This window comes from Mitsuaria sp. MSU3D, assembly GCF_056867975.1.
In genome coordinates, this window is the sequence record NZ_CP200314.1 from 2,343,520 (window position 1) to 2,369,694 (window position 26,175).

At 68.4% G+C, this 26,175-nt stretch carries 25 protein-coding genes and 2 tRNA genes; 9 read left to right on the top strand and 18 right to left on the bottom strand.

The window, feature by feature from the left end; all coding sequences use genetic code 11:
• Positions 1-145 precede the first annotated feature (145 nt).
• Together AC1VNM_RS10180 and AC1VNM_RS10185 are read right to left on the bottom strand one after the other, a co-directional pair.
• Positions 146-2,590 (bottom strand): catalase, encoded by a 2,445-nt coding sequence (locus AC1VNM_RS10180; protein WP_483106847.1) that lies wholly within the window; start codon positions 2,588-2,590, stop codon positions 146-148.
• Between the two features lie 111 nt (positions 2,591-2,701).
• Positions 2,702-3,313 carry a hemerythrin domain-containing protein gene (locus AC1VNM_RS10185; protein WP_483106848.1) on the bottom strand — a complete coding sequence of 204 codons (612 nt, stop codon included), beginning with the start codon at positions 3,311-3,313 and terminating at the stop codon, positions 2,702-2,704.
• Positions 3,314-3,728: 415 nt separating this feature from the next.
• Between AC1VNM_RS10185 and AC1VNM_RS10190 the strand changes: the two genes are divergently transcribed.
• From AC1VNM_RS10190 to AC1VNM_RS10200, 3 genes are all read left to right on the top strand, one after another.
• Positions 3,729-4,259 (top strand): hypothetical protein, encoded by a 531-nt coding sequence (locus AC1VNM_RS10190; RefSeq protein ID WP_377154280.1) that lies wholly within the window; start codon positions 3,729-3,731, stop codon positions 4,257-4,259.
• Positions 4,260-4,344: 85 nt separating this feature from the next.
• Positions 4,345-5,490 (top strand): extracellular catalytic domain type 1 short-chain-length polyhydroxyalkanoate depolymerase, encoded by a 1,146-nt coding sequence (locus AC1VNM_RS10195; RefSeq protein WP_483106849.1) that lies wholly within the window; start codon positions 4,345-4,347, stop codon positions 5,488-5,490.
• A gap of 112 nt (positions 5,491-5,602) precedes the next feature.
• Positions 5,603-6,106: a YciE/YciF ferroxidase family protein gene (locus tag AC1VNM_RS10200; protein WP_483106850.1), complete on the top strand. Its 504-nt coding sequence runs from the start codon at positions 5,603-5,605 to the stop codon at positions 6,104-6,106.
• Between the two features lie 21 nt (positions 6,107-6,127).
• Here AC1VNM_RS10200 and AC1VNM_RS10205 read toward each other — a convergent pair whose 3' ends face one another.
• From AC1VNM_RS10205 to AC1VNM_RS10215, 3 genes are read right to left on the bottom strand one after another with little or no spacing between them, the layout of a single operon-like run.
• Positions 6,128-7,435 (bottom strand): cation:proton antiporter, encoded by a 1,308-nt coding sequence (locus tag AC1VNM_RS10205; protein ID WP_483106851.1) that lies wholly within the window; start codon positions 7,433-7,435, stop codon positions 6,128-6,130.
• 31 nt (positions 7,436-7,466) lie between these two features.
• The gene (locus AC1VNM_RS10210) at positions 7,467-8,165 is read right to left on the bottom strand and encodes a hypothetical protein (protein WP_483106852.1); all 699 of its coding nucleotides are present in this window, start codon (positions 8,163-8,165) and stop codon (positions 7,467-7,469) included.
• Positions 8,166-8,294 carry a hypothetical protein gene (locus AC1VNM_RS10215; RefSeq protein ID WP_483106853.1) on the bottom strand — a complete coding sequence of 43 codons (129 nt, stop codon included), beginning with the start codon at positions 8,292-8,294 and terminating at the stop codon, positions 8,166-8,168.
• 182 nt (positions 8,295-8,476) lie between these two features.
• On the opposite strand from AC1VNM_RS10215, the gene AC1VNM_RS10220 reads away from it, so the two are divergent.
• Together AC1VNM_RS10220 and AC1VNM_RS10225 are read left to right on the top strand one after the other, a co-directional pair.
• Positions 8,477-9,202: a Crp/Fnr family transcriptional regulator gene (locus AC1VNM_RS10220; protein ID WP_377154267.1), complete on the top strand. Its 726-nt coding sequence runs from the start codon at positions 8,477-8,479 to the stop codon at positions 9,200-9,202.
• A gap of 83 nt (positions 9,203-9,285) precedes the next feature.
• A complete protein-coding gene (locus AC1VNM_RS10225) occupies positions 9,286-10,302 on the top strand; it encodes a sensor histidine kinase (protein ID WP_483106854.1) in 1,017 nt (338 codons plus the stop codon).
• A gap of 150 nt (positions 10,303-10,452) precedes the next feature.
• Here the strand turns inward: AC1VNM_RS10225 and AC1VNM_RS10230 are convergent.
• The 7 genes from AC1VNM_RS10230 to uvrC all read right to left on the bottom strand — a co-directional run bounded on the left by AC1VNM_RS10230 (position 10,453) and on the right by uvrC (position 16,492).
• Positions 10,453-10,528 (bottom strand) — tRNA-His (locus AC1VNM_RS10230).
• A 119-nt stretch (positions 10,529-10,647) separates the two neighbouring features.
• Positions 10,648-12,561 (bottom strand): peptidylprolyl isomerase, encoded by a 1,914-nt coding sequence (locus tag AC1VNM_RS10235; RefSeq protein WP_483106855.1) that lies wholly within the window; start codon positions 12,559-12,561, stop codon positions 10,648-10,650.
• A gap of 102 nt (positions 12,562-12,663) precedes the next feature.
• A tRNA-Val gene (locus AC1VNM_RS10240) sits at positions 12,664-12,739 on the bottom strand.
• Positions 12,740-12,748: 9 nt separating this feature from the next.
• On the bottom strand, positions 12,749-13,021 hold the full coding sequence (locus AC1VNM_RS10245) for an HU family DNA-binding protein (protein WP_067270581.1): 273 nt from the start codon (positions 13,019-13,021) through the stop codon (positions 12,749-12,751).
• A gap of 313 nt (positions 13,022-13,334) precedes the next feature.
• Positions 13,335-13,901: a CDP-diacylglycerol--glycerol-3-phosphate 3-phosphatidyltransferase gene (pgsA, locus tag AC1VNM_RS10250; protein WP_377154260.1), complete on the bottom strand. Its 567-nt coding sequence runs from the start codon at positions 13,899-13,901 to the stop codon at positions 13,335-13,337.
• A gap of 62 nt (positions 13,902-13,963) precedes the next feature.
• Positions 13,964-14,527, bottom strand: a complete 564-nt coding sequence (locus AC1VNM_RS10255) for a hypothetical protein (RefSeq protein ID WP_483106856.1) — start codon at positions 14,525-14,527, stop codon at positions 13,964-13,966.
• A 27-nt stretch (positions 14,528-14,554) separates the two neighbouring features.
• Entirely contained in the window at positions 14,555-16,492 is a 1,938-nt protein-coding gene (gene uvrC / locus AC1VNM_RS10260) for an excinuclease ABC subunit UvrC (RefSeq protein WP_431104907.1), read from the bottom strand.
• A gap of 182 nt (positions 16,493-16,674) precedes the next feature.
• On the opposite strand from uvrC, the gene earP reads away from it, so the two are divergent.
• Both earP and efp read left to right on the top strand, forming a co-directional pair.
• The gene (gene earP, locus AC1VNM_RS10265) at positions 16,675-17,781 is read left to right on the top strand and encodes an elongation factor P maturation arginine rhamnosyltransferase EarP (protein WP_483106857.1); all 1,107 of its coding nucleotides are present in this window, start codon (positions 16,675-16,677) and stop codon (positions 17,779-17,781) included.
• 179 nt (positions 17,782-17,960) lie between these two features.
• A complete protein-coding gene (gene efp / locus AC1VNM_RS10270) occupies positions 17,961-18,515 on the top strand; it encodes an elongation factor P (RefSeq protein ID WP_088383725.1) in 555 nt (184 codons plus the stop codon).
• 87 nt (positions 18,516-18,602) lie between these two features.
• On the opposite strand, the gene AC1VNM_RS10275 is transcribed toward efp, so the two are convergent.
• The 6 genes from AC1VNM_RS10275 to AC1VNM_RS10300 form a co-directional block, all read right to left on the bottom strand.
• Positions 18,603-18,938 carry a hypothetical protein gene (locus AC1VNM_RS10275; RefSeq protein WP_483106858.1) on the bottom strand — a complete coding sequence of 112 codons (336 nt, stop codon included), beginning with the start codon at positions 18,936-18,938 and terminating at the stop codon, positions 18,603-18,605.
• An 86-nt stretch (positions 18,939-19,024) separates the two neighbouring features.
• The gene (locus AC1VNM_RS10280) at positions 19,025-19,885 is read right to left on the bottom strand and encodes a 2OG-Fe(II) oxygenase (protein ID WP_483106859.1); all 861 of its coding nucleotides are present in this window, start codon (positions 19,883-19,885) and stop codon (positions 19,025-19,027) included.
• 155 nt (positions 19,886-20,040) lie between these two features.
• Positions 20,041-20,826: a peroxide stress protein YaaA gene (yaaA, locus tag AC1VNM_RS10285; RefSeq protein WP_377154249.1), complete on the bottom strand. Its 786-nt coding sequence runs from the start codon at positions 20,824-20,826 to the stop codon at positions 20,041-20,043.
• A 252-nt stretch (positions 20,827-21,078) separates the two neighbouring features.
• Positions 21,079-22,449 (bottom strand): TolC family outer membrane protein, encoded by a 1,371-nt coding sequence (locus AC1VNM_RS10290; RefSeq protein ID WP_483106860.1) that lies wholly within the window; start codon positions 22,447-22,449, stop codon positions 21,079-21,081.
• A gap of 249 nt (positions 22,450-22,698) precedes the next feature.
• The gene (locus tag AC1VNM_RS10295; RefSeq protein ID WP_377154245.1) at positions 22,699-23,352 is read right to left on the bottom strand and encodes a protein-L-isoaspartate O-methyltransferase family protein; all 654 of its coding nucleotides are present in this window, start codon (positions 23,350-23,352) and stop codon (positions 22,699-22,701) included.
• A gap of 57 nt (positions 23,353-23,409) precedes the next feature.
• Positions 23,410-24,114 (bottom strand): TetR/AcrR family transcriptional regulator, encoded by a 705-nt coding sequence (locus tag AC1VNM_RS10300; RefSeq protein WP_483106861.1) that lies wholly within the window; start codon positions 24,112-24,114, stop codon positions 23,410-23,412.
• Positions 24,115-24,362: 248 nt separating this feature from the next.
• Here AC1VNM_RS10300 and AC1VNM_RS10305 point away from each other — a divergent pair, with 248 nt between their 5' ends.
• Together AC1VNM_RS10305 and map are read left to right on the top strand one after the other, a co-directional pair.
• Positions 24,363-25,190 (top strand): undecaprenyl-diphosphate phosphatase, encoded by an 828-nt coding sequence (locus tag AC1VNM_RS10305; RefSeq protein ID WP_377154240.1) that lies wholly within the window; start codon positions 24,363-24,365, stop codon positions 25,188-25,190.
• A 155-nt stretch (positions 25,191-25,345) separates the two neighbouring features.
• Positions 25,346-26,164, top strand: coding sequence for a type I methionyl aminopeptidase (gene map, locus AC1VNM_RS10310; RefSeq protein ID WP_377154237.1), 819 nt, complete (start codon positions 25,346-25,348; stop codon positions 26,162-26,164).
• Positions 26,165-26,175 lie beyond the last annotated feature (11 nt).

Below are 26,175 nucleotides of genomic sequence, written 5' to 3' on the forward strand. Positions count from 1 at the left end.
CCCTCTCCCGCAAGCGGGAGAGGGAGCGACACGGTCATCTCAGTGCGTTCTCACTCCCTCTCCCGCTTGCGGGAGAGGGTGGGGGTGAGGGCCAACGGCGCAGGCAGTCAGAAAGCCCTTCTCACAGGGCCTCAAGACGGACGCATCAGACCTTCGGCGGGTCGGATTCGCGCTCGAAGTGGCGGTGCGTCGCCAGGCCCTCGATGAGCGCCTTGGCGCCGGCAGCCGCGGAGTCGCTGGTGATGAGCCCCGGCGTCATGACGTCCGGCTCCAGGGCCGGTCCGAGACCCGCCGCGCGCAGCAGCGAGACACCCGCGCCCAGCGCCAGGATCGGCTTGCAATGCCGGAACTGGTCGCGGATGAACTCGTAGACGTGGGCGTCCCGGCCGAGGGCGCGGATCGCTTCCTCGCCGTCCGGCACGACGAGCGCGTCGAACAGGAAGCCGGGTTCGTTCTCCAACGACACGTCCGCTTCCACGGCAACGCCGTCGGCCGTCTGCACCGGCCCGATGCGCGGCGCCGCGAAGCGCGGCACGGCCCCCTTCGCGAACAGCGCGGCATGGACGTCGGTGACGCCCTGGCCGTTGACGCCGTCCGCGACGAGGATCACCACCTTGCGCCCCGCGATCGAGCCGTCGCCCGGACGCGCCATCAGCGACAGCGCCGGCGACACGCGCACTTCGGGTTCGGGCGCCTGCTCGATGGCCAGCGGCATCGCCGGCGGCAGCGGCATGTTCAGGCCCTCGGCGATCTTGGCCGCGAGTTCTTCCGACGCGTTCCGCAGCGAGGCCAGCATGCGCTCGCGGATCGCGGGCACCGTGACCTTGCTCAGCTCGAAGCGGAAGGCCGCCGCGATGTGGGCCTGCTCCGCCGGGGACTGGCTGTCGAAGAAGAGCCTGGCCTGGTTGTAATGCTCGGCAAAGAGCTCCGGCTTGGCGCGCACCTTGGCCTGCTCGTCCGATCCGCGCTGGCGCGCGGCGACGGACGTGAAGCCCTGTGCCGCGCCCGCCTGGAACGGACAGCCGCCCGCGAGCGAGTTGGGCTCATAGGACACGCGGCCGCGCGGGATCGCCTGCCGATGGGCACCGTCGCGCTGGTTGTTGTGGACCTGCGCGACCGGCGCGTTGATCGGGATCTCGTGGAAGTTGGGCCCGCCCAGCCGCGTGATCTGCGTGTCCACGTAGGAGTGGATGCGCCCCGCCAGCAGCGGGTCGTTGCTGAAGTCGATGCCGGGAATGATGTGGGCCGTGCAGAACGCGACCTGCTCCGTCTCGGCGAAGAAGTTGTCGGGGTTGCGGTTCAGCACCATGCGACCGACCGGACGCACCGGCACCAGCTCCTCGGGGATGAGCTTGGTCGCGTCGAGGATGTCGAAGCTGAACTGGTCCGCCTGTTCCTCGGTGAAGACCTGCACGCCGAGCTCGTACTCGGGAAAGGCGCCCGCTTCGATGCGTTCCCACAGGTCGCGGCGATGGAAGTCCGGATCGGCACCGGAGATCTTCACCGCCTCGTCCCAGACCAGCGAGTGCGTGCCGGCCTTGGGCGTCCAGTGGAACTTGACGAAGACGCTGTCGCCGGCCTCGTTGACCAGGCGGAAGGTGTGCACGCCGAAGCCCTGCATCGTGGCGTAGGAACGCGGGATGCCGCGGTCGCTCATCACCCACATCAGCATGTGCGTGGACTCCGGCATCAGCGACACGAAGTCCCAGAAGGTGTCATGCGCGCTGGCGGCCTGCGGCATCTGGTGATGCGGCTCCGGCTTCACCGCGTGGACCAGGTCGGGGAACTTCATCGCGTCCTGGATGAAGAACACCGGGATGTTGTTGCCGACCAGGTCCCAGTTGCCTTCGTCGGTATAGAACTTGACGGCGAAGCCACGGACGTCGCGTGCCGTGTCCTTGCTGCCGCGTTCGCCCTGCACCGTCGAGAAGCGGACGAAGACCGGCGTCTGCTTGCCGGCTTCCTTGAACGGCGCGGCCTTGGTGAGGTCGGTCAGCGCGTCGTAGCACTCGAAGAAGCCGTGGGCCGCGGAGCCGCGCGCATGCACGATGCGCTCGGGGATGCGCTCATGGTCGAAGTGGGTGATCTTCTCGCGGAGGATGAAGTCCTCCAGCAGGGCCGGGCCACGCGGGCCGGCCTTCAGCGAGTTCTGGTTGTCGGCGATGCGCACGCCCTGGTTGGTCGTGAGCATCTGGCCGGACGAATCGACGCGCACGCGGTCGAGCGGCGCGATGGCGGCGTTGCGGCCTTCGGGCGCCTGCGTGCCGACCTTGTCGTTGGTCTGGCGTTCGGACAGCGTGCTGCCCAGCGGCACGCGTGACGGCGGCGTGGCGGTGGCGCCGGCCTGCGGGCGCACGCCCTGGTCGAAGCCGTGCTCGCCGGCCTTGTTGGCGTTGAACGGAAAGGCCGCGGCGAGCTGGCCGGTCTCGACGGCCTTCTGAAGCGCGACATCGCCGCCGTCATCGGACGGCGCGGTCGACGGACCGCTGTCGGTGTTGCGGGCGGCGGCCTTCGGGCCGGCATTACCTGGGGCGTTGCTGGCCGCTCCCTTGCGGGAGGGAGCAGCGGGCGGAGTGGGTGATTTAGGCATGGTCGTCCTCTTGGTTCTGCGGAAAGCTCGACGGCATGCGGCAGAAACCGTTCCTGCCGAGCGCGTCGAGACCGGCAGCGCCGGTCGGTGTCATGCCTGTGGGCGACAGCCTCACGAGGCGGCTTCTTCCTCGAACTCGACGAGGAGTTCCGCCTTGCGGGCGCTCAACTCGTCGCCGAGCGCGTCGAGGTCGAGGTCGGACTGCTGCACCTTCGGGAACAGCTCCTTCTCTTCTTCCTTGACGTGGTGGGCGATGTACTCGCCGAGCACCTTGACCTTGGCGTCGTAGAGCTCGTCGGCGGCGGAGCCTTCGGCGATCTGCGCGATCAGCTCCTTGGCGCTGGCGTGTTCGACCTCGGCCTCGTCCAGCAGGTCGTCGCCGTCATCGTCCTCGAGCGAGTCGCGCGCGGCGGGATAGAAGATCTCTTCCTCGATGGTCGCGTGGATGGTCAGCTTGGCGCAGATGTCCTGGGCGAGCTGCTCGCGCAGATCGTCCTCGCCATCGTCGTCGACCAGCTTCTGGTAGGCCTTGAACAGCGCCTGCACTTCCTTGTGGTCATCGGTCAGCAGCTTGATCGCGTCGACCCCGCCGTCGGCGTCGCGGGTCGCGGCCTTGGGCTTGTCGGCCCCCTGGGTCGATGTCTTGGCGGAAGACGCCGAGGACTTGGCGGGGCCGGTCTTTGCGGGAGTCTTGCTGGCGGTCTTGGTGGTGCTTGCGGGCATGGAAATTCCTTGGCTGGGAAGCCCGTCGGGCTTGCCTGGCGTGAGTGGGTGGGAGGGGAAGGCGATGAGGCGCAGGCCTCTGAGCGTCCGGAGAGTCCGGTGCCCTCCCATACGCAAGATCGAGGCCGTTCCCCGTGTTCATCGTGTAAAGACGCGATGCGCTTGGCGTCATGCCTCGCGTCGTCAACCCTTGCCTGTGCAACGACATCGCGACCGATCGCGAGGTCCGCGCGCAATCGGTAATCGGCACCGATACCAGGAAACCGCAGAGAGAACTTCCCGGGTCGACGCTCGCCGGATGGGCCGCGCTCATAGGCAAACGGGCCGGGCACGCCGGCGCGGACGGGCGGGGGCCTGGTATGCCATGTCCGGGCATGCGGGCCACATTCGGTCCTCTCAACCCTCAGGAAACACGATGAACAGCACCACTTCCCAAGACCGCCTGGTCACCGGCCTCTTCCCCGATCGCGCCAGCGCGGAGTCCGCGTACGGCTCGGTCAGCGAGCGCGGCTACGACCCGAAGGACATCGACCTGGTCATGTCCGACGACACCCGCCAGCGCCACTTCAGCGACAAGAGCGTGGAGACCGAACTCGGCAACAAGGCCGCTGAAGGCGCGGGCATCGGCGGCGCCATCGGCGGCACCGTGGGTGCGATCGCCGCCGCGGTCGCCGCGGTCGGGACCAGCCTGGTGCTGCCGGGCCTGGGCCTGGTGATCGCGGGTCCGCTCGCGGCGGCTGCCGCGGGCGCGGGCGCCGGCGCGGCGGGCGGCGGCCTGATCGGCGCGCTGATCGGCTGGAGCATGCCGGAGGAACGCGTCAAGCAATACGAGGAAGGCGTGCGCAACGGCGGCATCCTGATGGGCCTGCGCGCGAAGAACGACGAGGACGCGGAGCACTTCGAACGCAGCTGGACCGCCGCCAACGGCCAGCACGTGGCGCGGTGATGCGTCGCGCCCGCCTCGCCTTCTCTGCCGCCTCGGCGGCCTTTGCAGGGTTCGCCCGCTGTCCCTGCGTCAAGAAAGAACCCTGATGAATCCCGACTTTCAACGAATGATGGCGCGCGCCGCGCAGCAGACGCGCGGCGGCGACCTGATGGCGGCCACGCGTTCCATCCAGGACGCGCTGGCCGGCACGGTCGAGGCGGCGGCTGAGGCCGAGGCAGCGACGCAGGACCGCGACGTCATCGATGTCGACGCGCGCGTGATCGAGGATCATCCCATCGGCATCGGCGCCACCGAGAGCCTGCGGTCGCGGTCCACGACTCGTGAACATCACGAGCCGCCTCGCGAAGCCCGGGCGCCGGTGATGGACGAGGAGCGCTTCCTCGCCGCCACCTACGCGCGCGGCCGCGCCTCCATCGACTACAAGCTCTACGTGCCGCCCGGCGATCCGTCGGTGCCGCGTCCCTTGCTGTTGATGCTGCATGGCTGCACGCAGAACCCGGACGACTTCGCCATCGGGACCCGCATGAACGAGGTCGCCAGGCGCAACGGCTGGCTGGTGCTCTATCCGGAGCAGTCCACCAAGCTCAACCCGCAAGGCTGCTGGAACTGGTTCAAGACCAGCCACCAGGAGCGCGGTCGCGGTGAGCCGGCGCTGCTCGCGGCGCTGACGCATCACGTCATGGCCCAGCACCGCGTCGATGCGCGGCGCGTGCACGTGGCGGGCCTGTCCGCCGGCGGCGCGATGGCCGCCGTGCTGGGGCAGACCTATCCGGAGCTGTTCGCCTCGGTCGGCGTGCATTCGGGACTGCCCAGCGGCGCGGTCGCCAGTGCGCCTGAAGCGCTCGCGATGATGCGGACCGGCCAGGACACGCGGAGCACCGCGCGCAGGACCACCTCGCCGCCGCGACCGATCCCGACCATCGTCTTCCACGGCACGCGGGACATGACGGTCCACCCGCTCAACGGCGAGCACGTCTACGCCGATGCCATCACGGGCCTCACGGGCACGGAGCGCGTCGAGCACGGCCGCGAAGGCGGACGGGCCTACACGCGCAAGACCACCGTCGCGACGGACGGACGCGCGCTCGCCGAGCTCTGGCTCATCGACGGCGCCGGCCACGCCTGGTCCGGCGGCGACCGGCGCGGCTCGCATGCCGACTGGCAAGGCCCGGACGCGGCCGGCCAGATGATCTGTTTCTTCTCCGCGCATCCGCGCACCGGCGACGCGTGATCGCGGCGGACCGTCGGCGTCGGGTCGTCCCCGCGCGCCCGGTCCCGCGGCGCCCGCCCGTTCGCCTGCCCTTCCCCTTCCCTTTCCTCCCCCCACTTTCTGGAGCGCCACCATGGCCAACATCTCAAACCTGTCCGGCCTGTACATCGACGAACTGAAAGACCTCTGGTCCGCCAACGACCAGATGGCACGCGCCCTCAAGGCCATCGCGCCGCGCGCCACGAACGAGAAGCTGACGCAGATGCTCGAGGACGCGCAGGCCGGCATCGCCGACCACACCGACCTTCTGAAGGCGCTGATCGCCAATCAGGGCGAGGACGTGTCGAAGGAGCATTGCAAGGGCATGGAGGGCCTGGTGAAGGAGGCGCTCAAGCACACCGTGGAGGACGCGCCGGAACAGGGCCCGGTGCTGGACGCCGCGATCATTGCGCAGTACCAGCGCATGACGCATTACGGCATCACCGGCTTCGGCACGGTGGCGGCGTTCGCGAACGCGCTGCAGCTGGATGACGACAGCCGTCAGCTGAAGGATGCCGTCGACGACATGTACGACGCGGACGAGCTGATGTCGGAGCTCGCCGAAGCGGCCGTGAACCGCGAGGCCGCCGAGGAGTGACGCGTCGCGCGACGGCGGCGCTCAGCGCCGGCCGTCGTGCCAGTCCGTCAGCGTGCGGGTCGTCAGCCCGTGCAGCAGGATCGACAAGGCCACCGTCCACAGCGTCACGCTGACCAGCGTCGTCCCGACTTCGTCGGGGACGCCGGGGATGCCGTGGTGGAGCACGAACAGCAGGTAGTACACCGAGCCCACGCCGCGGATGCCGAACCAGCCCAGCATCAAGTGCTCCCGGCGCGTGAGGCGCTCGCCCACCGTGGCCACGAGCGCGGACGCCGGGCGCAGCACCAGCAGGCCCAGCAGGGCCATGCCCAGCACCGACGGCGACAGCGGCGCGTAGGGCAGCATCGCGCCCACCATCAGCACGAGCCCCATCTCCGCGACCTCCTCGACCTGATCGTTGAAGCGGCCGACGGAGTCCTTCATCGTCGCGCTCGCATGGTGCGAGTGCGTCTCCAACGATTCATGCGGATGTCCCGCGACGTCCTCGGGACGGCCCAGCGGAGCTTCGCGCGGCGCAGGCTGCTCCGAGACCCGCCCGAAGGCGATGCCCGCGGCCAGCACGGCCAGGAAGCCCGACGCGTCGATCGAGAGCGCCGCGCCGTAGGCGACGCCGATCAGGCCGAGACCGAGGAAGGCGTCGAACCCGACGGCCTGCTGATAGCGGCTGCGCAGGAACACCACGCACCAGCCGACGGCCGCGCCCAGCGTCGCGCCGAGCACCGCGCCGGTCACCGGGGTCCAGAGCAGGTCCACGGCGATCCATTGCAGCCAGTCGACGCCGGTCGTCGAACCGCCCGCCAGCAGCGCGAGGCCGAGCAGGACGAAGGGCAGCGCGGCGCCATCGTTGAGTCCGCCTTCCGCGGCGAGGCTGAAGCCGATGCGCTCCGGGTCCTCGCCCGCGTCGGTATGCACGCCGGACGCCAGTACGGGATCGGTGGGCGCCAGGATCGCGCCCAGCAGCACCGCGGCGCCCAGCGGCAGATCCAGCAGCGTGACGCCGACCAGGGCGGTCAGTCCCACCATGGCGGCCAGCGAGAAGAAGGCCAGGCGCAGCGGCAGGCGCCATCGGCGATCGCGCAAGGGGACGCCCAGCCGCAGCCCGACGGCGAACAGCGAAATCATCAGCCCCAGTTCCGCCAGGCGCATGAGCAGGCCGGCGTCGTCAAAGGGATCGGGTCGGAGGATGTCCAGTACCTGCGGCCCGAGCATCCAACCGACGCCCAGATAAATGATGGCGCTGGTGAGCTGCATGCGGCCGAGCAGCGTCCCGACCAGGACCATGCCGAGCAGCAGCACGCCCAGGACCAGCATCCACGCGGGGAAGCTCACTCGACGGTCTCCCGTTGCGGACCGCCGGCGCTCAGGCGGCGAGCGGCGGCTCGATCCAGTACCGGTCGCGGCCGTGACCGCGATGCAGCTGGGATTCGTACTCGCGGTCGATCGAGGCGATGTCCTGGAACGGCGGGCTGGCGCGGATGGCCGCGCGATCGACGGACAGGCGGAGCTGTTTCGCCTCGATGTCGATCGCCTCGATCCAGCGCACGCCGATCAGCACGCGATGGCCGCCCGGCCACCACGCGGTGGTGTCGACCAGCAGATAGCGCAGGGTCCAGTCCACGTCGTCGTAGACCAGGTCCACCACGCGGCCGATGCCAAGGCCGCCCGAGGACAGTTCGCAATCCAGCAGCGCGGTCTCGATCAGGAGCGGGACGTCCGCCGCCGGCGGCACCGGCTGCCCGTAGTGGAGCAACGCGCTCCGCGCCTGCTGCACCGAGATGCCCTGCAGCGGATGCAGCGTCGGGCTGGTCCTGACCGTGCGCCGGCTGACATCCATGTGCATGCTGCCGCGCTCGATCGGCTGCAGCAGCAGGGACGGCAGGATCAGCACCCAGCGGCCGAACAGCCAGGGGCTGGACTCCAGCACCAGGAAGTGGATGCGCCAGTCCACCGTGTCGAACAGCGCCAGGCGCACATGCCCGATGTCGCCGTCGTTGCCGGTCACCTTGCAGCGCTGGAGCAGGCTCAGGCTGTTCAATCGGCCGCGGCAGGACGCGGTCATCTACCGCCGGCCGACGCGCGACGGCGCCACCGGGGGGGTCACGGGACCGGGCAACTCGGGCGACGGCGTGCGCGGCCTCGCCTGCTTGGGCTTCTTCGCTTCCTTGTTGCCGTGTTGACGTTTGGACATGGGTGCTCCTGGACGGATGAGGGATTGAGCCTGGAGCCTGCGCCGATCCGCCCGCCGGGTCGGTGCGCCACCGTACCCATCCGGCGGGTCGGCCGCGGGCGCCCTCGCGCGCCCTCGCCGGCTGGCGCTCCGGACCCGCGCCCTATACTCGATCAACGGCCTTACGCCGCAAGGATGCGCTGATGGTGAGCATGGAGTTGGCGCGCGAGAACCGGCTCCTCGCCGCGCTGTCGGATGAAGAGCTGTCCCGGTGGCTGCCGGACCTGGAAGTGGTGGACGCCCCGCTCGGGCAGGTGCTCTATGAATCGGGCGGGCAGTTGTCGCATGTCTACTTCCCCACGACCTGCATCGTGTCCCTGCTCTACGTGCTCGAGGACGGCGGCTCGGCCGAGATCTCCGTCGTGGGCTACGAGGGCGTGCTGGGGGTGTCGCTCTTCATGGGCGGCCAGACCACGCCGAGCCGCGGGGTGGTACAGAGCGCCGGCCAGTTGCTGCGGCTGCGGTCCGATCTGATGCTGTCGGAGTTCAACCGCGCCGGCAAGGTGATGCAGCTGCTGCTGCGCTACACGCAGGCGCTGCTGACGCAGATGTCGCAGACGGCGGTGTGCAACCGCCACCACTCGCTGGATCAGCAGCTCTGCCGCTGGCTGCTGCTGAGCCTGGACCGGCTCCGCGGCGACGACCTCGTCATGACCCAGGAACTGATCGCCAACATGCTGGGCGTGCGCCGCGAAGGCGTGACGGAAGCGGCGGGCAACCTGCAGGACGCGGGTCTCATCAGCTATCGACGCGGCCACATCACGGTGCTCGACCGTCCGGGGCTGGAGCTGCGCACCTGCGAGTGCTACGCGGTCGTCAAGAACGAATACAACCGGCTGCTGCAGGCGCCGCTCGTCCGGGGGATCTGAGCAAATCCGGGGGATGTTCGCCGCCGTACAGACTCGGCGGCGATTGGGACTCAAGGTGAGGTGTCTTCGCTTCAGGAACCTCGATGTCCTTGCTCCAGGAATCCACCTCGCCTCGCGTCTTCGGCGTGGAGGCGGGCCACGCGCCCTGCGCCTCCCTCGACGATCCCGACGAGATGGCCCGGCGCCTGGTGGCCGCGCTGCCATCGGCCTTTCTCACCCGCCCGGGTGCCTGGCGGCCCTTTGTCGCGGAGCTCCTGGCGGTGGATCCGTCGGACACGCCCATGGTGACGCTGGGCGATGGCCGGCAGCAATGGCTGCTGGATCAGGGCGCCGCGGTGCTGTCGCAGCATTGGACGCGCTACGAGCAGGGCCTGAAGCCCGGCGCCTTGGGCGTGCACGTCGCGGAGCAGAAGCGCAGCGACATCCTGGCGCTCGTCGCGCATGAGCTGCGGGATCCGCTGGCGGCGATCGGCTCCGCCTTGAAGGTGCTTCAGCTCAGGGCGAATGCCCAGGACGCCGCGGAACGCGCCATCATCGAGCGGCAATTGGGCACCTGCCTGCGCGTGGTGGGCGACCTGCTGGATCAATCGCTGGTCTCGCGCAACACCTTGACGGTCCATCGCCTGCCGATCCCGGTGCGCGGCTTCCTGTCGACCGCGCTGGAGGCCACCGCGCCCGGACGCGAGACGAAGCGGCACCGGCTGATGGCCTTCCTCCCGGAGGTGTCCGTGCAGGTGCGCGGGGACAGCACGCGCTTGTCGCAGGTCGTCGGGAATCTGCTCTCGAACGCCACGCGGTACACGCCCGAGGACGGCTGCATCGAACTGTGGACGGCGCAGGACGCCGGCCAGTGCGTGGTGCATGTGAAGGACAACGGCCAAGGCATCGGCGTCGAGCAGATCTCGCGCATCTTCGAACCGTATGTGCAGGGCCATCGCCCGCCCGGCGCGGTGTATCGCGGACTGGGCCTCGGACTGGCCCTGGCCCGGGCGATCGTGGAGCTGCACGACGGCTCGCTCAAGGTCTTCAGCGCGGGCGCGGGTCGGGGCAGCGAGTTCTGCCTCACGCTGCCGATCTGGGAGCCGCCGCCAGAACGGTGATGGCGACTCGGTCGGGACAGTTGCGATCCCGTCCGATCCATTTCCGAAGCACCAAGCACCAAGCACCAAGCACCAAGCACCAAGCACCAAGCTGGAAGTACCAAACAAAACGCCCGCAGGACTTGCGTCTTGCGGGCGTTCTTTATTCGGTGGGGTGGCTGATGGGACTCGAACCCACGACGACCAGAATCACAATCTGGGACTCTACCAACTGAGCTACAGCCACCACTGGAGAAGCCTTAGATTATGGCCAAAATTCTCCTCTGTGGGAAGCACTTTCTGCGATTCTTCTGCAAATAGCTTGAATCGCGCGAGTGCCGCCCTTTTTCCTTCGTCGCCGCGCGCTCAGTTCGCCGGCGCCGAAGCGGCCGTCGCCTTCAGCACAGCCGGCTTGATCGCCGCCTTGTACTCGGCCTTGAGCACGTTGTAGTAGCTGGCCATCTCGACCGCGCTCCAGGCACGCGCGTACTGCTCCGCCGCCCGCTTCGCGTCGATCAGCGCCGGATCGCGCGGCAGGATCTTGTCGATCTTCACGACGAGGTAGTCGCCGTTGCCCGCATCCGCGCCGACGTAGGCCGGCAGCTTGGACGCATCCGCGCGCAGGACCTGGTCCAGCGCCTTCTGCGGCAGCACGCCCGGCTTGGCGCGCGACACGGTCACCGCGTCGCCCAGACCCTTGGCATCGCCGCTCTTCTTCAGCTCGGCCAGTCGGGCCTCGCCGGCCTTCTTCGCGGCTTGCGCGGCGTTGTCCTGCACCCAGGCCATCGTCAGCAGCGGCTTGACCTCCGCCAGCGGCGGCACGCGCGCCGGCTTGTAGGCGACGACGCGCGCCGACACCAGCTGGTTGCCGCCCGCCTCGATGGCGGCCGTGTTGTGCTTGTCCTTCAGCGAGTCTGCGGCGAACACCGCCTCCAGCAGCTTCGGCGAAGCCAGGACACCGGTCGCGTCCGGCGCGGCCTTGCGTTGCACGGTCGCCTTCTGGATCGGCAGCTTGAACTTGTCGGCCGCCGGCTTCAGCGAGTCCGCATCGCTGTACACCGCATCGGTGAAGCTGTCCGCCTGCTCGGTGAATCGCTTCTGCGCCAGCTCGCGGCGCAGATCGGCTTCGATGCCGGCCTTGACCGTCTCGAATGGACGCAGCTGACCGCCGCGCACGTCCGTCAGCATGATGATGTGATAACCGAAGTCGGACTGGACCACGTTGCTGATCTCGCCCTTCTTCAGCGCGTAGACCGCGTCCTCGAAAGGCTTGACCATCGCGCCCTTGCCGAAGAAGTCCAGGTCGCCGCCGTTCGGGGCCGAGCCCGGATCCTCGGAGTTCTTCTTCGCGAGTTCGGCGAAGCCGGCCGGGTTCTTGCGCGCCTCGGCCAGCAGCTCGTCGGCCTTGGCCTTCGCCTTGGCCTTGTCCGCCGCCGACATGTCGGCGCCGGCCTTGATCAGGATGTGGCTCGCGCGGCGTTCCTGGTCCGTCGTGAAGCGCGGCTCGTTGGCCTTGTAGTACTTCTCCACGTCCTCCGGATTGATCGTCACGCCGGCCTGCAGCGCGCCGACGTCCAGCACGACGTACTCGATGTCCGCGCTTTCCGGCAGCTGGAACTTCGCGGCGACCTTCGGGTCCTTGTAGTAGGCCTCGAGGTCCGCGTCCTTGGGCGTCAGCGTCGCGGCGAAGTCCTTCGCGGCGAAGGTCTGGAACTGCAGTTCACGCTGCTGCAGCAGCGCGTCGAAGGCCAGGCCGGCGCTCGACTGCGTGGGCAGCGCGCTCTGCGCGATCGGGGCCAGCACGCCGTTGATCTGCAGGTTCTGGCGCACGCTCTGCAACAGGCCGTCGACCGTCATGCCCTGCTGCGCGGCGATGCGCTTGGCCGTTTCCACGTCGCGCAGCGGCGCGAGCTGCGGATCCGTGCGGATCAGCTCGAGCAGCTGGTCGTTGCTGATGGTGCGATGCTCGTCGGCCGCCTTGGCGGCCAGCACACGTTCGCGCAGCAGGTTCTCGAGCACGTCCTTGCGCACTTCCGGCGAATCGAAGACCTTCGGGTCCATCGTCGGCGCTTCCATGCGCATGCGTTCGACCTGCTTCTTCTGCGCGTCGTCCCAGTCGGCCTGCGTGATCTTGTGGCCGTCGACGGACGCGACCGCCGCGTTGCCGCCTTCCATGAAGCGGCTGTAGCCCTCCAGGCCGACCAGCACGAAGGACGGCACGATCAGGATCAGCAGCAGGAACTGCAACAACCGCGTGTGCTTGCGTACGAAATCAAACATCAACAACCTCAGGTCATTTCACATACGACAAAGGCGAACCGGGGTTCGCCTTTGGGCCGCGGCATTCTAGTCCACGGATGACGTGGACACGCCTCGGTTTTCTGGTGGGCGCTGACGGGCTCGAACCGCCGACAATCTCCGTGTAAGGGAGGTGCTCTACCAACTGAGCTAAGCGCCCGGAATCTGTTCAGTTCACGGCGTCCTTGAGGGCCTTGCCCGGACGGAATTTCGGCACCTTGGCCGACTTGATCTTGATCGCCTCGTTCGTGCGCGGATTGCGGCCGGTGCGCGCCGCTCTTTTCGTGACGCTGAAGGTGCCGAAGCCCACCAGCGACACGGTCCCGTTCTTCTTGAGCGTGGTCTTCACACCGCCGATCACGGCTTCCAGTGCGCGCCCCGCGGCCGCCTTGGAAATGTCCGCCTGCTTGGCGATGTGCTCGATCAATTCGGACTTGTTCACGAAGGTACCCCCTCATTGGTTTGCCAGGCCGCCCGAACGGCGCGGGAAGCGGATTCTAGACGCATTGCCCTCGGGCTCAGACAAGGGGGAAGTCCCGATACAAGGGGGGCGACCGACAGTCGCCCAGGGGACAGCGCCCCGCTTGAAACGCCGCATTCGAACGCACTCGTCACACGCTGTTTCATCGCTCCCCGCGAACGGGGGATCGTCCGGAAATTGGGACTGGCATGGACCGGGACCGGTGAGGCCCGATGAGGTCCGATGCGGCACGACGGGGGATGAGTGCGGATGGCGCGGCCGCTGAGCCGCGCGCTCAGCGCGCCTTGGCCCGAATCTCGGGCAGCGCCTTCTGCAGGTAGTAGACCATCGACCAGATGGTCAGCACCGCGGCCAGATAGATCAGCCAGGTGCCCCAGATCCGTGTGTTGATCACGTCGAACAGCTTGCCGTCGAACAGCAGGAAGGGGATGGCCACCATCTGGACCGTCGTCTTGAGCTTGCCCAGCACATGCACCGCCACCGAGCGCGAGGCGCCGATCTGCGCCATCCACTCGCGCAGCGCGGAGATCGCGATCTCCCGCCCGACGATGACCAGCGCCACCAGCGCGTCCACACGCTGCTGCTCCAGCAGCACCAGCAAGGCGGCGCAGACCAGGAACTTGTCGGCCACCGGATCGAGGAACGCGCCGAAGGACGAGGTCTGGTTGAGCCTGCGCGCCAGGTAGCCGTCCGCCCAGTCCGTCAGCGCCACCGTGATGAACAGGACCGTGGCCAGCAGGTTTTGATGGGCGGGCGACATCTGCAGGTGGAACACCCCGACGATCAGCGGGATGGCCACGATGCGGGCCCAGGTCAGCAGGGTTGGCAGCGTCCAGAACATGGGCGGCATTGTGCCCAGGTTTCACGGCGCGAAACCGTCGGCCGCTTCTTAATCGTCGAGCCTCAATCGTCCAGCGTTCGCGGCTTGAAGCGCCGGTCGTCGTCGAAGAGGAAGACCTCGACGAACTTCCAGGGCTTGGGCAGGCGGCTCACGTCGCCGAACGGCGCGGCGCGGCGCACCGCCGCGATGGCGACCTCGATCGTGTCCTCGGCCTGGGTCGGCTTGCGCAGCACGCGGATGTGCTTGATGGATCCGTCGTGGTTGAGTTCGACCTCCAGCACGGGAATGGCCAGCAGCTCCGACGGCACCTCGCCCATGTAGGTGCCGTCGGGGTTGGCGGCGACCATGCGCTGCGCGGCCTGGCGGCGCAGGTCCTCATGCGTGCTGACCGCATGCGGCGCCGGCAGCGGCAAGCCGCGGCGCACGGCCGGCGAGGTCGGCACCGGCCCGGCGGGCGCGATGGGGGTCGCGGCCGGTTCGCGCGGCGCGTCCTGCACCGGAGGACGCACCGGCTGACGCTGCGTCGGCGAGCCGCATGCGGCCAGCGACAGCGCGAGCACCAGCTTGCCGCTCCAGCGTGCGACGCGTCGCAGGCTCACCGGGGTCATCTGATCGATCGTTGTCATGTCTGTTCCCAACAAGCCGCGCGCCGTTCAATGCAGCGCGCGATAGATTTCTTCCGCCAGCTCGCGCGAGATGCCCTTGACACTGCAGAGCTCCTCGACGCTGGCGCCGGCCACGCCACGCACGCCGCCGAAACGCTGCAGCAACTGCGCGCGCTTCTTCGGCCCGACGCCGGGCACGTCCTCCAGGCGCGAACCGCCGGTGCGGATCGACGCGCGCTTGGCCCGCATGCCGGTGATGGCGAAGCGGTGAGCCTCGTCGCGGATCTGGGCCACGAGCATCAACGCCGCCGAGTCGCGCCCGAGGTACACCTTCTCGCGCCCGTCGGCGAAGACGAGTTCCTCAAGGCCGACCTTGCGTCCCTCGCCCTTTTCAACGCCGACGATGAGGCTCAGGTCGACACCGAGTTCCTCGAAGACCTCGCGCGCCATCGACACCTGCCCCTTGCCACCGTCCACCAGCACCAGGTCCGGCATGCGACCGGTGCCATTCTGGGCGGCCTCGGCCATCTTGCTGTAACGGCGTGTCAGGACCTGGCGCATCGCCGCGTAGTCGTCGCCGCCGGTGATGCCTTCGATGTTGAAGCGCCGGTACTGGGCGCTCTGCATCTGGTGGCCCTCGAAGACGACGCACGAGGCCTGCGTCGCCTCGCCGGCCGTGTGGCTGATGTCGAAGCACTCGATGCGGAACTTGTCGAGTTCGGTGACGCTGAGGTCCAGCGCCTCGATCAGTGCCCGCGTGCGCGCCTGCTGGGAGCCCTCTTCCGACAGCAGCCGCGCCAGCGCGATCTCCGCGCCCTTGACGCACATCTCCTGCCAGATGCGGCGCTGGCCGCGCGGCTGGGCTTGCGTCGTGACGCGGTAACCGGCCTGCGCGCTGAGCGCCTCGGCCAGCGCCGGATCGACCGCCTCCGACAGCACCAGCAGCGACGGCACCGCCATCTCGAGGTAGTGCTGCGCGATGAAGGCTTCCAGCACCAGCCGCTCGGGGCTCGCGGGCTCGACGCGGATGCCGCCGTCCTCGCCTTCGACCGGCGTCAGTTCGTCGTCGTCCAGCAACTGGACGGCGGTCGCGTCGTCGACGTGTTTCGGGAAATACGCGCGGTCGCCCAGGTGCCGCCCGCCGCGCACCATCGCCAGGTTCACGCAGGCCCGCCCGCCCTGCAGCTTCACCGCGAGGATGTCGACGTCGCGGTCGCGGCCGGTCGCGCTGTTCTCGTCGACGGCCTGCTGCTGCAGGACCTTCGACAACGCGGTGATCTGGTTGCGGATGCCCGCCGCCTGCTCGTACTCGAAGCGCTCGGCGTGCGTCATCATCTGCGCCTGCAGCGCGTCCATCACCTCCTGCGTCTCGCCGAGCAGGAATCGCTCCGCGTTGCTGACGTTGCGGCGGTAGTCGTCGTTCTGCCCTTCGGGCACGCAGGGCGCGGTGCAGCGATGGATCTGATGCAGCAGGCAGGGCCGGCTGCGGTTGTTGAAGACGGTGTCCTCGCAGGTCCGCAGCTGGAAGACCTTCTGGATCAGCTGGATCGACTCCTTCACCGCCCAGGCGCTGGGGAAGGGGCCGAAGTAGCGATGGCGCCGGTCCACCGCGCCGCGGTAGTAGCTGATGCGCGGCCAGGCGTGGCCGGACAGGCGCATGTAGGGGTAGCTCTTGTCGTCGCGGAACAGGATGTTGAACCGCGGATTGAGCGCCTTGATCAGGTTGTTCTCGAGCAGCAGCGCCTCGGCCTCGGTGCGCACCACCGTGGTCTCCAGCCGCGCGATGCGCGCGATCATCATGCCGATGCGCGTGCCGCCGTGGTCCTTCTGGAAATAGCTCGAGACGCGGCGCTTGAGGTTCTTCGCCTTGCCGACGTAGAGCACGTGGTCCTGCGCGTCGAAGTAGCGGTAGACGCCGGGCAGCGCCGGCAGCGCCAGCACCTCGGCCAGCAGGCGGTCGCGGCCCTCGCGCGCGGCGCGCTCCATGTCGGCGACGCGGCGCGACTCGGCGGCCTCGATGGCCGCGGACTGGGCGTTCCACTCGTCGGCGTGCGAGGCGTCAGGCGCAGCGGCCGCGGGGGAAGGATCGGGGATCGGCTCCGGCACTTCGCTGGTGCCGGCGGGGGTCGTGCTCATGGGGGGCGATTGTGCCGCCTGATAATTCCTCGATGCCCGACACCCGCGCCGAATCCTCTTCCGCCGCACAGACTCCTGACAAGCCGACGTGGGACATCTTCTGCCGCGTCATCGACAACTACGGGGATCTCGGCGTGTGCCTGCGTCTGGCGCGCGATCTGGCGCAACGCGGCGCGCAGGCGCGTCTGTGGAGCGACGACCTCTCGCCGCTGGCCTGGATGCAGCCGGAGCCGGTCGAGGGACTGTCCTGCCGGCCCTGGGCCGACAGCGCGCGCGCCGAGCCGGGCGATGTCGTCGTCGAGACCTTCGGCTGCGAGCTGCCGGAGGCGTTCGTCGCGGCGATGGCCGCACGGCCGGTGACGCCGGCGTGGATCAACCTCGAGTACCTCAGCGCGGAAAGCTACGTCGAGCGCAGCCACGGATTGAGGTCGCCGCAGTTCTCCGGCCCCGGCGCCGGCCTGGAGAAGCGCTTCTTCTACCCGGGCTTCAACGAGCGCACCGGCGGACTGCTGCGCGAGCCCGGCCTCATCGAGGCCGCGACCTCGCATCACGGCGACGCCTGGCTCGCCGCGCGCGGCTGGGGGCGCCAGCCCGGCGAAAGGGTGTTGAGCCTGTTCGCGTATCCGCGGGCGCCGCTGGCCGAGTTCCTGGAAGCGCTGGGCCCGGGCTGGCTGCTCCTCCTCTGCCCCGGTGCGCCGCAGGCGGAAGCGCCGCCGCTGCTGCGAACGGGGCAGCGCGCGATCGCCCTGCCCCACCTCAGCCAAGCCGACTACGACCGGCTGCTGTGGTCATGCGACCTCAACCTCGTACGTGGCGAGGACTCCTTCGTCCGCGCGCAATGGGCCGGCCAACCCATGCTCTGGCAGATCTATTTCCAGGACGACGGCGCCCATGGGCCGAAGCTGGAGGCCTTCCTCGCGCAGTCGCTGGCCGGCGCCCCCGAGGCGCTGCGCACGAACTGGAGCGCCCTCTCCCGCGCCTGGAACGGCCTGGCGCCGTGGACATCGCAGGCCGCCGACGCGCTCCGCGAACTGACCGCCGCCACGGCGCACGCCCGGGCCTGGCGTGCGGAACTGGGCGGGCAACCGGATCTGAGCTCACGGCTCCAGGCCTTCGCCGGGCTGTCGAGTGGCGCGTGAGGGGCCTTTCGGGCTAGAATGCGCGGCTTTTCCGCGTTCTGACTGCGCGGCTCCTCGAACAGCTCCAGGCGATGGCCACGGGCTGCGGGATCCGATACGGAACGCCTCACACCGCCGGAACAGTTCGGATCTCCAAGCATCCAGATGACTGTGCCCGGACCCAATCTCCCGGAATCATCATGAAGATCGCTCAAGAAATTCGCGCCGGCAACGTGATCATGCACGGCAAGGACCCCATGGTCGTGCTGAAGACCGAGTACAGCCGCGGTGGCCGCAATGCCGCCACCGTGCGCATGAAGCTGAAGAGCCTGCTGAACAACTCGGGCACCGAAGTCGTCTTCAAGGCCGACGACAAGATGGACCAGATCATCCTGGAGAAGAAGGAGTGCACCTACACGTACTTCGCCGATCCGATGTATGTGTTCATGGACACCGAGTACAACCAGTTCGAGGTGGAAGCCGAGAACATGGGCGACGCCATCAACTACCTGCAGGACAGCATGGAAGTGGAAGTGGTGTTCTACGACGGCAAGGCCATCTCGGTGGAACTGCCGACCAGCGTCGTGCGTGAAGTGACCTGGACCGAGCCGGCCGTCAAGGGCGACACCTCGGGCAAGGTCCTGAAGCCCGCCAAGATCGCCACCGGTTTCGAGATCCCCGTGCCCATCTTCGTGGCGCAAGGCGACAACATCGAAATCGACACGCGTACGCACGAGTACCGCAAGCGCGTCTGAGACGCCTGCACCGTGCCCGGGCCCAGCGGCCCGGCACCAACGAAAAAGCAGCCCGAGGGCTGCTTTTTTGCTTTCCGGGATCCGGCCTCAAGCGGCGGCGTGACGCTGCTTGCTCTTCTTCGGCTTGGCGTTCGCGACCTTCTTCGAGCCCGACTTGCCCGACGAGGCATGCTGCGCCGGCTTCTTCTTCGCGCCGGACTTCTTGGCGGTGGCGTGCTTGCCGCCCTGCTTCGCGGCCTTGCCGGTGGCCTTGTGCTTGCCGCCGGCCTTGGCCGGCTTGGCCGCGGGCGACGCCGGCGCGGCCATGTCGGCATGCGCGGCCGCGATCGGCGCCGTGGCGGGAGGCGCCGGTTGCGGCTGGGTTTGCGCCTGCGCGAGCGTGGTCAGCAGTGCGGTGCCCAGGACGGCGATCAACGACTTCATGTGGATTTCCTTCTTCGGGACGCGCCGACCGGGGCCGGCGCTCGTGATGATGAGGGGAGTCTAGCGGGCGGCCGGTGAAGGCCGCGTCAAACGAACTCGCCCTGACGTAACCATTTCGTGGCGACCCACTTCTCGCCCTCGACGACCGGCGCGCCGCCATGCAGCGTCAGCGTCGCGGGATCGGGCCGGTCGTAGCTGAAGAAGACCGCGTTGCCCTTCTGCGCCATCACGTCGAGCTTGATGTCGGGGAACACCGTCGCGCCGCCGCGCGGCGGCGTGTTCAGGTACATCACGATCGTCGCGACCCGCTGGCCGCCGCGCTCCAGGATCGCCTTGCTGCTGGCGTGGCGCGGGTCGAAGTAGTCGTAGTGCGGCTGGTATTCGGCGCCGGCGCGGTAGCGCAGCACCTGCAGGCCCTCGCCGTTGCGGACCGGCCAGTTCAGCAGCGTCGCGATGCGACGCTCGATGCGGGCGACGACCTCGTTCTCGCCGCGCTCGAAGAACATGCCCTCGCTGGTGCGGGCCGAGTTGACCTCGCTGCCTTCGCGCTGCGCCGCGACGGTCTCCGATCGCGCCAGACGCTGGCCGGCGTTCGTGACGATCGCGTCGCACTCCTGCTCCGACAGCAGGTTTCCGAACACGATCACCCGTGGCCGCTGCAGCGCCATCAGGATCTCGACGCGGTGGCCGTCGGGCAGCAGCACGCTGCGCTGCTCGCCCAGGTCGGGCTCCGGCAGGGAGCCGGCTTCGATCGCGGGCTCCGGGAGCTCGGGCAGCGTCAACGGCGCCTCGAAGGGTCGATGCTCGGCCAGCGCCTGCTGCGCCAAGTCGGACTGCCAGCCGCTGGTCAGCATGGCCTGGTACAGCGCTTCGCGGGTGATGCCGTTGCGCAGCTGCGCGGCCACCCATTCGCGCAACTCCGGCGTGAGGTATTGCGAGTTACTCATATCCGCGACGGTATCAAACTGATCGGTGTCTGCCTGTATCCCGGTGTGCCCGACAAGGGGCGCCGCTTACGCTTCGCTGCGCATTCGTCGTCGAGCACCCGGCCACGACGCTGGGCCATGACGCTGGGCCATGACGCTCGGCCATGACTCTGCCATCACTCGACGATACGACGGCGGAAGACCAGCCGCTCCGGCTCGCTCGCGTCGGGCGCATAGGCGTAGCCGTCGACGGCGAAGTCCTGCAATCCGGCCGGCGTGCCGATGCGATGCTGGATCGCATACCGCGCCATCAGGCCACGCGCGCGCTTGGCGAAGAAGCTGATGATCTTGTAGCGGCCATTCTTCCAGTCTTCGAACTGGCATTCGATGACGCGCGGCTTCAGCACCTTGCGTGCGGCGGCCTTGAAGTACTCCTGCGACGCCAGGTTCACGATCACTGGCGACTGCAACTGCGCGCTCTGGGCGTTCAGGTGCTCGGCGATCGTGTCGCCCCAGTAGGCGTAGAGGTTGCCGCCCTTGTCGTTCTTCAGCGCCGTGCCCATCTCGAGACGGTAGGGCTGAAGCCGGTCCAGCGGCCGCAGCACGCCGTAAAGGCCGGACAGGATGGCCAGATGGCGCTGCGCCCACTGCAGGTCGTCCAGCGACAGGGTCGATGCCTGCAGTCCGTCGTACACGTCGCCATTGAAAGCGAGCACGGCCGGCTTGCTGTTCCTGTCGGTGAAGCGTGTCGACCATGCGTGGTAGCGGGCGACGTTCAAGCTTGCGAGGGCTTCGGAGATGTCCATCAGCCCGCCGATGTCAGAGGTGGAGCGGGTCTTGAGGATCTCGATCAGTTCGGCCGATTGCGGCACGAATTGGGGACGACTGGCCAGCGCGGCGACGGCGTCGGGTGTCGGAGTGTCGTAGTCCAGGGACTTCGCGGGGGAGATCACGAAAAGCATGGCCGGATTGTCGCGCGTCCACGACGCAAGACCTGTCACCATCCCTCTTGATGGACGAAAGTCGCCCGAAGGCGGCCTGAACGGTGCCACTGCGGCGGAGGATCACCCGGGGCCGGCGGAGTGGCCGAGCCCTGGACTGACTGGGGCGCCGTCTGTTCGAGCAAAGCGAACCGCAGGTGAGCGGCGCGAGTTGGCGCCCAGCGAGGCCGCTCCGCCGGCCCCGGGTGATCTTCCGCCGGCGCTCGGTCGCGATTACTTCGCGAGCAGCGTATTGATCGCCGTGATGTCCTCAGGGCGCAACTGCCCCGACGCCTGACGCAGCTTGAGGCTGTTCACCAGCACGTCATAGCGCGCCTTGGCCAGGTCGCGCTGCGTCGTGTACAGCTGCGTCTGCGCATTGAGCACATCGAGGTTGACGCGCACGCCGACCTTGTAGCCCAACTGCGTCGCTTCCAACGCCAGTTTCGAGGACGACTCGGCCGCCTCATACGCCTTCACCTGCGCCTGCAGCGACTGCACGCCGAAGAACGCGCGCTTGGTGCTCTCCTCGACGCTGCGGCGGGCGAAGTTGAGGTCGTTGCGGGATTTCTCCTCCAGCGACATCGTCTCCTTGATCCGATTGGTGATCTGACCGCCGGTATACACGGGCAGGTTCACCGACACGCCCAGCGAGCCCTGCTTGGTGTTGCCGGTGTAGCTGACGCCCTCGCCGGTCTGGCGCTGCACGCCCAGCGAGGCGTTCAGGTCGACGGTCGGCCAACGGGCGCCCTGGGCGCGCTCGATCTCGATCCTGGCGATGTCCAGGCCCAACTGGGCCTTGCGGATGGCCGGATGGGCGCCCTCGGCCTGACTGACCCAAGGCTCCACCGACGATGGCGCCACCGGCGGCAACGCCACCGGCACGGCCAACGGGCGCGGCTCGACGCCGACGCGACCCACCAGCTGGTCCAGCGTCACGCGCTTGACGCGCAGGTCGTTGTCGGCGGCGAGTTCCTGCGCGGTCGCCAGGTCATAACGGGCCTGCGCTTCGCGGGTGTCGGTGATGGTGGCGGTGCCGACCTCGAAGTTGCGCTTGGCCGAGGCGAGCTGCTCCGCGATCGCGGCCTTGTTGGCGCTGGAGGTCGAGAGCGTGTCCTTGGCGGCCAGCACGTCGAAGTAGGCCTGCGCCACGCGGACGATCAGATCCTGCTCCGCCGTCTCCAGGTCGGACTGGGCGACGTCGACGCCCAGGCGGGCCTGCTCGATGCTGCCGGCGTTCGGACGGTTGAAGATCGCGTACTTCGCGCTCAGTCCGGCGTTGCTGACCGTGTTGCCCTGCCAGCCGGAATTGACCGTGCCGCCCTGGCCGTTGGAGATGGCCGGCAGGTCCACCTCGTTGCGCGTCGCGCCCACGCCCAGGCCCACGCTGGGACGCGCCAGCGCCTGCGCCTGGCCGTAGCGGTACTGCGCCGAATCCGCCACCGCGCGCGCGGCGAGGAAGGTCGCGTCGTAGGCACGGGCCGCGTCGTACAGCTCTTGCAGGCTCTGCGCCTGGGCCGCGCCGGCCGCGAAGGCGAGCGCCGCGGCCAGGAGCGTGACCCACGGCAGGCGGGAGATCGGAGACGGACGGCGTTCAGCGGCCATGAGGCATCCTCGTGTCGATGTGATGTTCTTCGGATCGATCCAACTGCGGACCGGCCGCGGACAGGCCGCGACCGGGATTCAGTACCTCGGCACCGCCGGATCGATCGCCTCCGATCCGGCCCCGGTGCCGCGGGCGAGGTTATAGATCACCTCCCCCGCCTCTCTCGAAAGAAATGCGACGACTTGCAGTCTTCGCACCCCCTGACGGCAATTACGCGCGACGGGCTGCAAGCGCCGACTGCAGCGTCCTCAGAACGTGAAGTGCGAGCCCGTGTCGAAACCGTCCAGTCGTTGCACCACCGTCTCGAACAGGTTTTTCGTCGCGAACTCGCGCTCGCCGGTGCGGGTGATGATGCGCGCGGTCATCGCGGGCTCTTCCCCGACGATCACGCCCATGCGACCGCCGACCTTGAGCTGGTCCAGCAGCACCTGAGGCACCTGCGCCACCGAGCCCGACAGCAGGATCACGTCGAAAGGCGCCTCGCCGGGCAGGCCCTTGGCGCCGTCGCCCTCGACCACCGTCACGTTCAGCACGCCGTTGCGGCGCAGCGCGTCGCGGGCGGCGCCGACCAGTTGCGGGTCCTGCTCGACGCTGAAGACCTGCTGCGCCTTGTGGCCCAGCAGCGCGGCCAGGTAGCCGGCGCCGGTGCCGATCTCCAGCACCTTCTCGTGGCGCTCGATCTGCAGCTCCTGCATCCACCGGGCCTCGACCCGCGGGGGCAGCATCTTGCGGCCATGGGCCAGCGGCAGCTCGACGTCGGTGAACGCCACGTTGCGGTAGGCGGCCGGCACGAAGTCCTCGCGCTTGACCACCGCCAGCAGGGCCAGCACCGAGGTGTCCAGCACATCCCAGGGGCGGATCTGCTGTTCGATCATGTTGAAGCGGGCTTGTTCGAAATTCATGTTCAGTCCTCTGGCGCCGCACGGCGCGCCAATGCGGTCGGGAATGCGGGCGGTATTCTAGGCGGCCGGCCGGGGCGTGGCCGGATCGATCGGGTGGTGCGGGCGGTTGAGGAGTCCCTCGAACATCAATTCGAGCTGCAGCTTCAGCACCGTCTCGGGTTCGGGCTTGTGATCGTGCACCACGCCCGCCGCACCGATCGAATGCTGATGCAGCACCAGATGCAGCACCGGACCGATCAGCACCATCACGCAGGCATCGGGGTCCACGTCACGGAACTCGCCCGAGGCGACGCCCCGCCGGACGACCTCGGCCAGCAGCGCGCAGCTGGGCTCGATGACCTCGTCGTTGTAGAACGCGGCCAGCTGCGGGAAGTTGCCGGCCTCGCTCATCATGATCTTGTGGATGCCGCCCGCGGGGGTCAGCCCCATGCGCTCCCACCAGCTCCACAGCATCCAGGTCAGCAGCTCCGCCATCGACCCCTGGTGCTTGCCCAGTTCCGAGACGCCTTCGGCGATCTTGGTGCCGATGGCCTCGCGCACCACCGCCTTGAAGAGCTCTTCCTTCGAGGGGTAGTACAGGTACAGCGTCCCCTTGGATACCCCCGCCTTGGCGGCGACCTCCTCTGAACGGGTGGCGGCGAAGCCCTTCTCGACGAACAACGACAGCGCGGCCTCGAGCAGCTCCTGCGGCCGCGCCTCCTTCCGCCGCTGTCGGGGGGACGACGGCGCCGGGGCGGCGGGCTTGGCGGGGGCGCGAGGCATGGTGGACGGCGGGGGACTAACTGACTAACCGGTCAGTAATGTAGCGGCCGGCTTTCGGGCCGGTCAAGCGCCCTCCCCGCAGGGCGCCCTTTTGAAGGGACTGCGGAAGGGACTGCGGACCTTCACGCCCCCCTCACGCGAGACCGCCCATCCGGGTGCTGCACCGCCGCAAACCCGGTTCGAGCCACGGCTATGATCCCCGCCGACCCGCCTCCACCCCGAGCGAGGCGGCATTCTGGAGTCGTAGTTTGGACACTGTGCTGCTGATCAAGGCCGCGATCATGGGGATCGTCGAAGGCCTGACCGAATTCCTGCCGATCTCGTCGACCGGTCACCTGATCCTGACGGGCGCGCTGCTCGGCGGCTTCGAGGACGCCCGGGGCAAGGTGTTCGACATCGCGATCCAGACCGGGGCGATCCTGGCGGTGATCATCGTGTACTGGCAGCGCCTGCGCGAGACGGCCGCCGGCCTGGGCAGCGACGTCCGCGCCCGGCGCTTCGTGCTGAACGTGGCGATCGGCTTCCTGCCGGCGGTCATCCTGGGCCTGCTGTTCGGCAAGGTGATCAAGGAACACCTGTTCACCCCCATCGTGGTGGCGAGCACCTTCATCATCGGCGGCTTCATCATCCTGTGGGCCGAACGCCGGCAGCAGTCCGCCGTGCGCATCCAGGACGTCGACCAGATGTCGCCGATGGACGCGCTGAAGGTCGGTCTCGTGCAGTGCCTGGCGATGGTGCCGGGGACCAGCCGTTCCGGCGCGACCATCATCGGCGGCATGCTGCTGGGCCTGTCGCGCAAGGCGGCGACCGATTTCAGCTTCTTCCTGGCGATCCCGACGCTGATCGGCGCCGGCCTGTACAGCCTGTACAAGGAGCGCTCGGTGCTGTCGACCGGCGACATCCCGCTGTTCGCGGTCGGGCTGTTCTTCTCCTTCGTCAGCGCCTGGATCTGCGTGCGCTGGCTGCTGAAGTACATCGCCAGCCACAGCTTCGTGCCCTTCGCGTGGTACCGGATCGCCTTCGGCATCGTGGTGCTCGTCACCGCCTACACGGGCGTCATCGTCTGGGCTGAATGAGGCTCCCCCTGCCGGCTTCGCCGCCCCTCCCCAAGGGGGAGCGCCTGTGAGCCTGGCAGCGCCAGATCTCCGGGCTCCGCTTGAAAAGTCGGCCACCGCCGGGGCCTCCGCCGGTGGCCCGGCGATTTCATCCGGCGGCAGCTAAAATTGGTCCCATGACCATCACGATCAAGACCGGCGCCGACATCGACGCCATGCGCATCGCCGGCCGACTGGCGTCCGAGGTGCTGGACATGCTGACCCCGCACGTCAAGCCGGGCGTCACGACCGACCACCTCGACAAGCTGGCCCACGACTACATCGTGAACGTGCAGCAGGGCATCCCCGCACCGCTGAACTACCAGCCGCCCGGCTACACGCCCTACCCGAAGTCGATCTGCACCTCGATCAACCATCAGGTCTGCCACGGCATCCCCAACGACCGCCCGCTGAAGAACGGCGACATCGTCAACATCGACGTCACCGTCATCAAGGACGGCTGGCACGGGGACACGAGCCGGATGTTCGTCGTCGGCGAGGGCTCGATCGCGGCGAAGCGGCTGTGCAGCTTCACCTACGAGGCCATGTGGAAGGGCATCCAGAAGGTCAAGCCGGGCGCCAGACTGGGCGACATCGGCCATTCGATCCAGACCTTCGCGGAAAACGCCGGCTTCAGCGTCGTGCGCGAATTCTGCGGCCACGGCATCGGCCAGAAGTTCCACGAGGAGCCGCAGGTGCTGCACTACGGCCGCCCCGGCACGCTCGAGGAACTGGTGCCCGGCATGGTTTTCACCATCGAGCCGATGATCAACGCCGGCCGGCGCGAGATCCGCGAGATGGGCGACGGCTGGACCATCGTCACCAAGGACCGTTCGCTGTCGGCGCAGTGGGAGCACACGGTGCTGGTCACCGAGACCGGCTTCGAGATCCTCACGCAGTCGGCCGGCACGCCGCCGCCGCCGGCCTTCGTCCAGCCCCAGGCCGTTCCGGCCTGATCCGCGCAGGT

Coding starts and splice junctions, on each gene's coding strand:
- AC1VNM_RS10235 (WP_483106855.1), bottom strand. CDS start 12,561: ATGTTTGATTTCGTACGCAAGCACACGCGGTTGTTGCAGTTCCTGCTG.
- AC1VNM_RS10195 (WP_483106849.1), top strand. CDS start 4,345: ATGAATCCCGACTTTCAACGAATGATGGCGCGCGCCGCGCAGCAGACG.
- AC1VNM_RS10190 (WP_377154280.1), top strand. CDS start 3,729: ATGAACAGCACCACTTCCCAAGACCGCCTGGTCACCGGCCTCTTCCCC.
- AC1VNM_RS10255 (WP_483106856.1), bottom strand. CDS start 14,527: ATGACAACGATCGATCAGATGACCCCGGTGAGCCTGCGACGCGTCGCA.
- yaaA (WP_377154249.1), bottom strand. CDS start 20,826: ATGCTTTTCGTGATCTCCCCCGCGAAGTCCCTGGACTACGACACTCCG.
- AC1VNM_RS10290 (WP_483106860.1), bottom strand. CDS start 22,449: ATGGCCGCTGAACGCCGTCCGTCTCCGATCTCCCGCCTGCCGTGGGTC.
- map (WP_377154237.1), top strand. CDS start 25,346: ATGACCATCACGATCAAGACCGGCGCCGACATCGACGCCATGCGCATC.
- uvrC (WP_431104907.1), bottom strand. CDS start 16,492: ATGGAGCGCGCCGCGCGCGAGGGCCGCGACCGCCTGCTGGCCGAGGTG.
- AC1VNM_RS10300 (WP_483106861.1), bottom strand. CDS start 24,114: ATGCCTCGCGCCCCCGCCAAGCCCGCCGCCCCGGCGCCGTCGTCCCCC.
- AC1VNM_RS10220 (WP_377154267.1), top strand. CDS start 8,477: ATGGTGAGCATGGAGTTGGCGCGCGAGAACCGGCTCCTCGCCGCGCTG.
- AC1VNM_RS10180 (WP_483106847.1), bottom strand. CDS start 2,590: ATGCCTAAATCACCCACTCCGCCCGCTGCTCCCTCCCGCAAGGGAGCG.
- earP (WP_483106857.1), top strand. CDS start 16,675: ATGCCCGACACCCGCGCCGAATCCTCTTCCGCCGCACAGACTCCTGAC.
- AC1VNM_RS10215 (WP_483106853.1), bottom strand. CDS start 8,294: ATGTCCAAACGTCAACACGGCAACAAGGAAGCGAAGAAGCCCAAGCAG.
- AC1VNM_RS10275 (WP_483106858.1), bottom strand. CDS start 18,938: ATGAAGTCGTTGATCGCCGTCCTGGGCACCGCACTGCTGACCACGCTC.
- AC1VNM_RS10200 (WP_483106850.1), top strand. CDS start 5,603: ATGGCCAACATCTCAAACCTGTCCGGCCTGTACATCGACGAACTGAAA.
- AC1VNM_RS10295 (WP_377154245.1), bottom strand. CDS start 23,352: ATGAATTTCGAACAAGCCCGCTTCAACATGATCGAACAGCAGATCCGC.
- pgsA (WP_377154260.1), bottom strand. CDS start 13,901: ATGTTCTGGACGCTGCCAACCCTGCTGACCTGGGCCCGCATCGTGGCC.
- efp (WP_088383725.1), top strand. CDS start 17,961: ATGAAGATCGCTCAAGAAATTCGCGCCGGCAACGTGATCATGCACGGC.
- AC1VNM_RS10225 (WP_483106854.1), top strand. CDS start 9,286: ATGTCCTTGCTCCAGGAATCCACCTCGCCTCGCGTCTTCGGCGTGGAG.
- AC1VNM_RS10185 (WP_483106848.1), bottom strand. CDS start 3,313: ATGCCCGCAAGCACCACCAAGACCGCCAGCAAGACTCCCGCAAAGACC.
- AC1VNM_RS10210 (WP_483106852.1), bottom strand. CDS start 8,165: ATGACCGCGTCCTGCCGCGGCCGATTGAACAGCCTGAGCCTGCTCCAG.
- AC1VNM_RS10280 (WP_483106859.1), bottom strand. CDS start 19,885: ATGAGTAACTCGCAATACCTCACGCCGGAGTTGCGCGAATGGGTGGCC.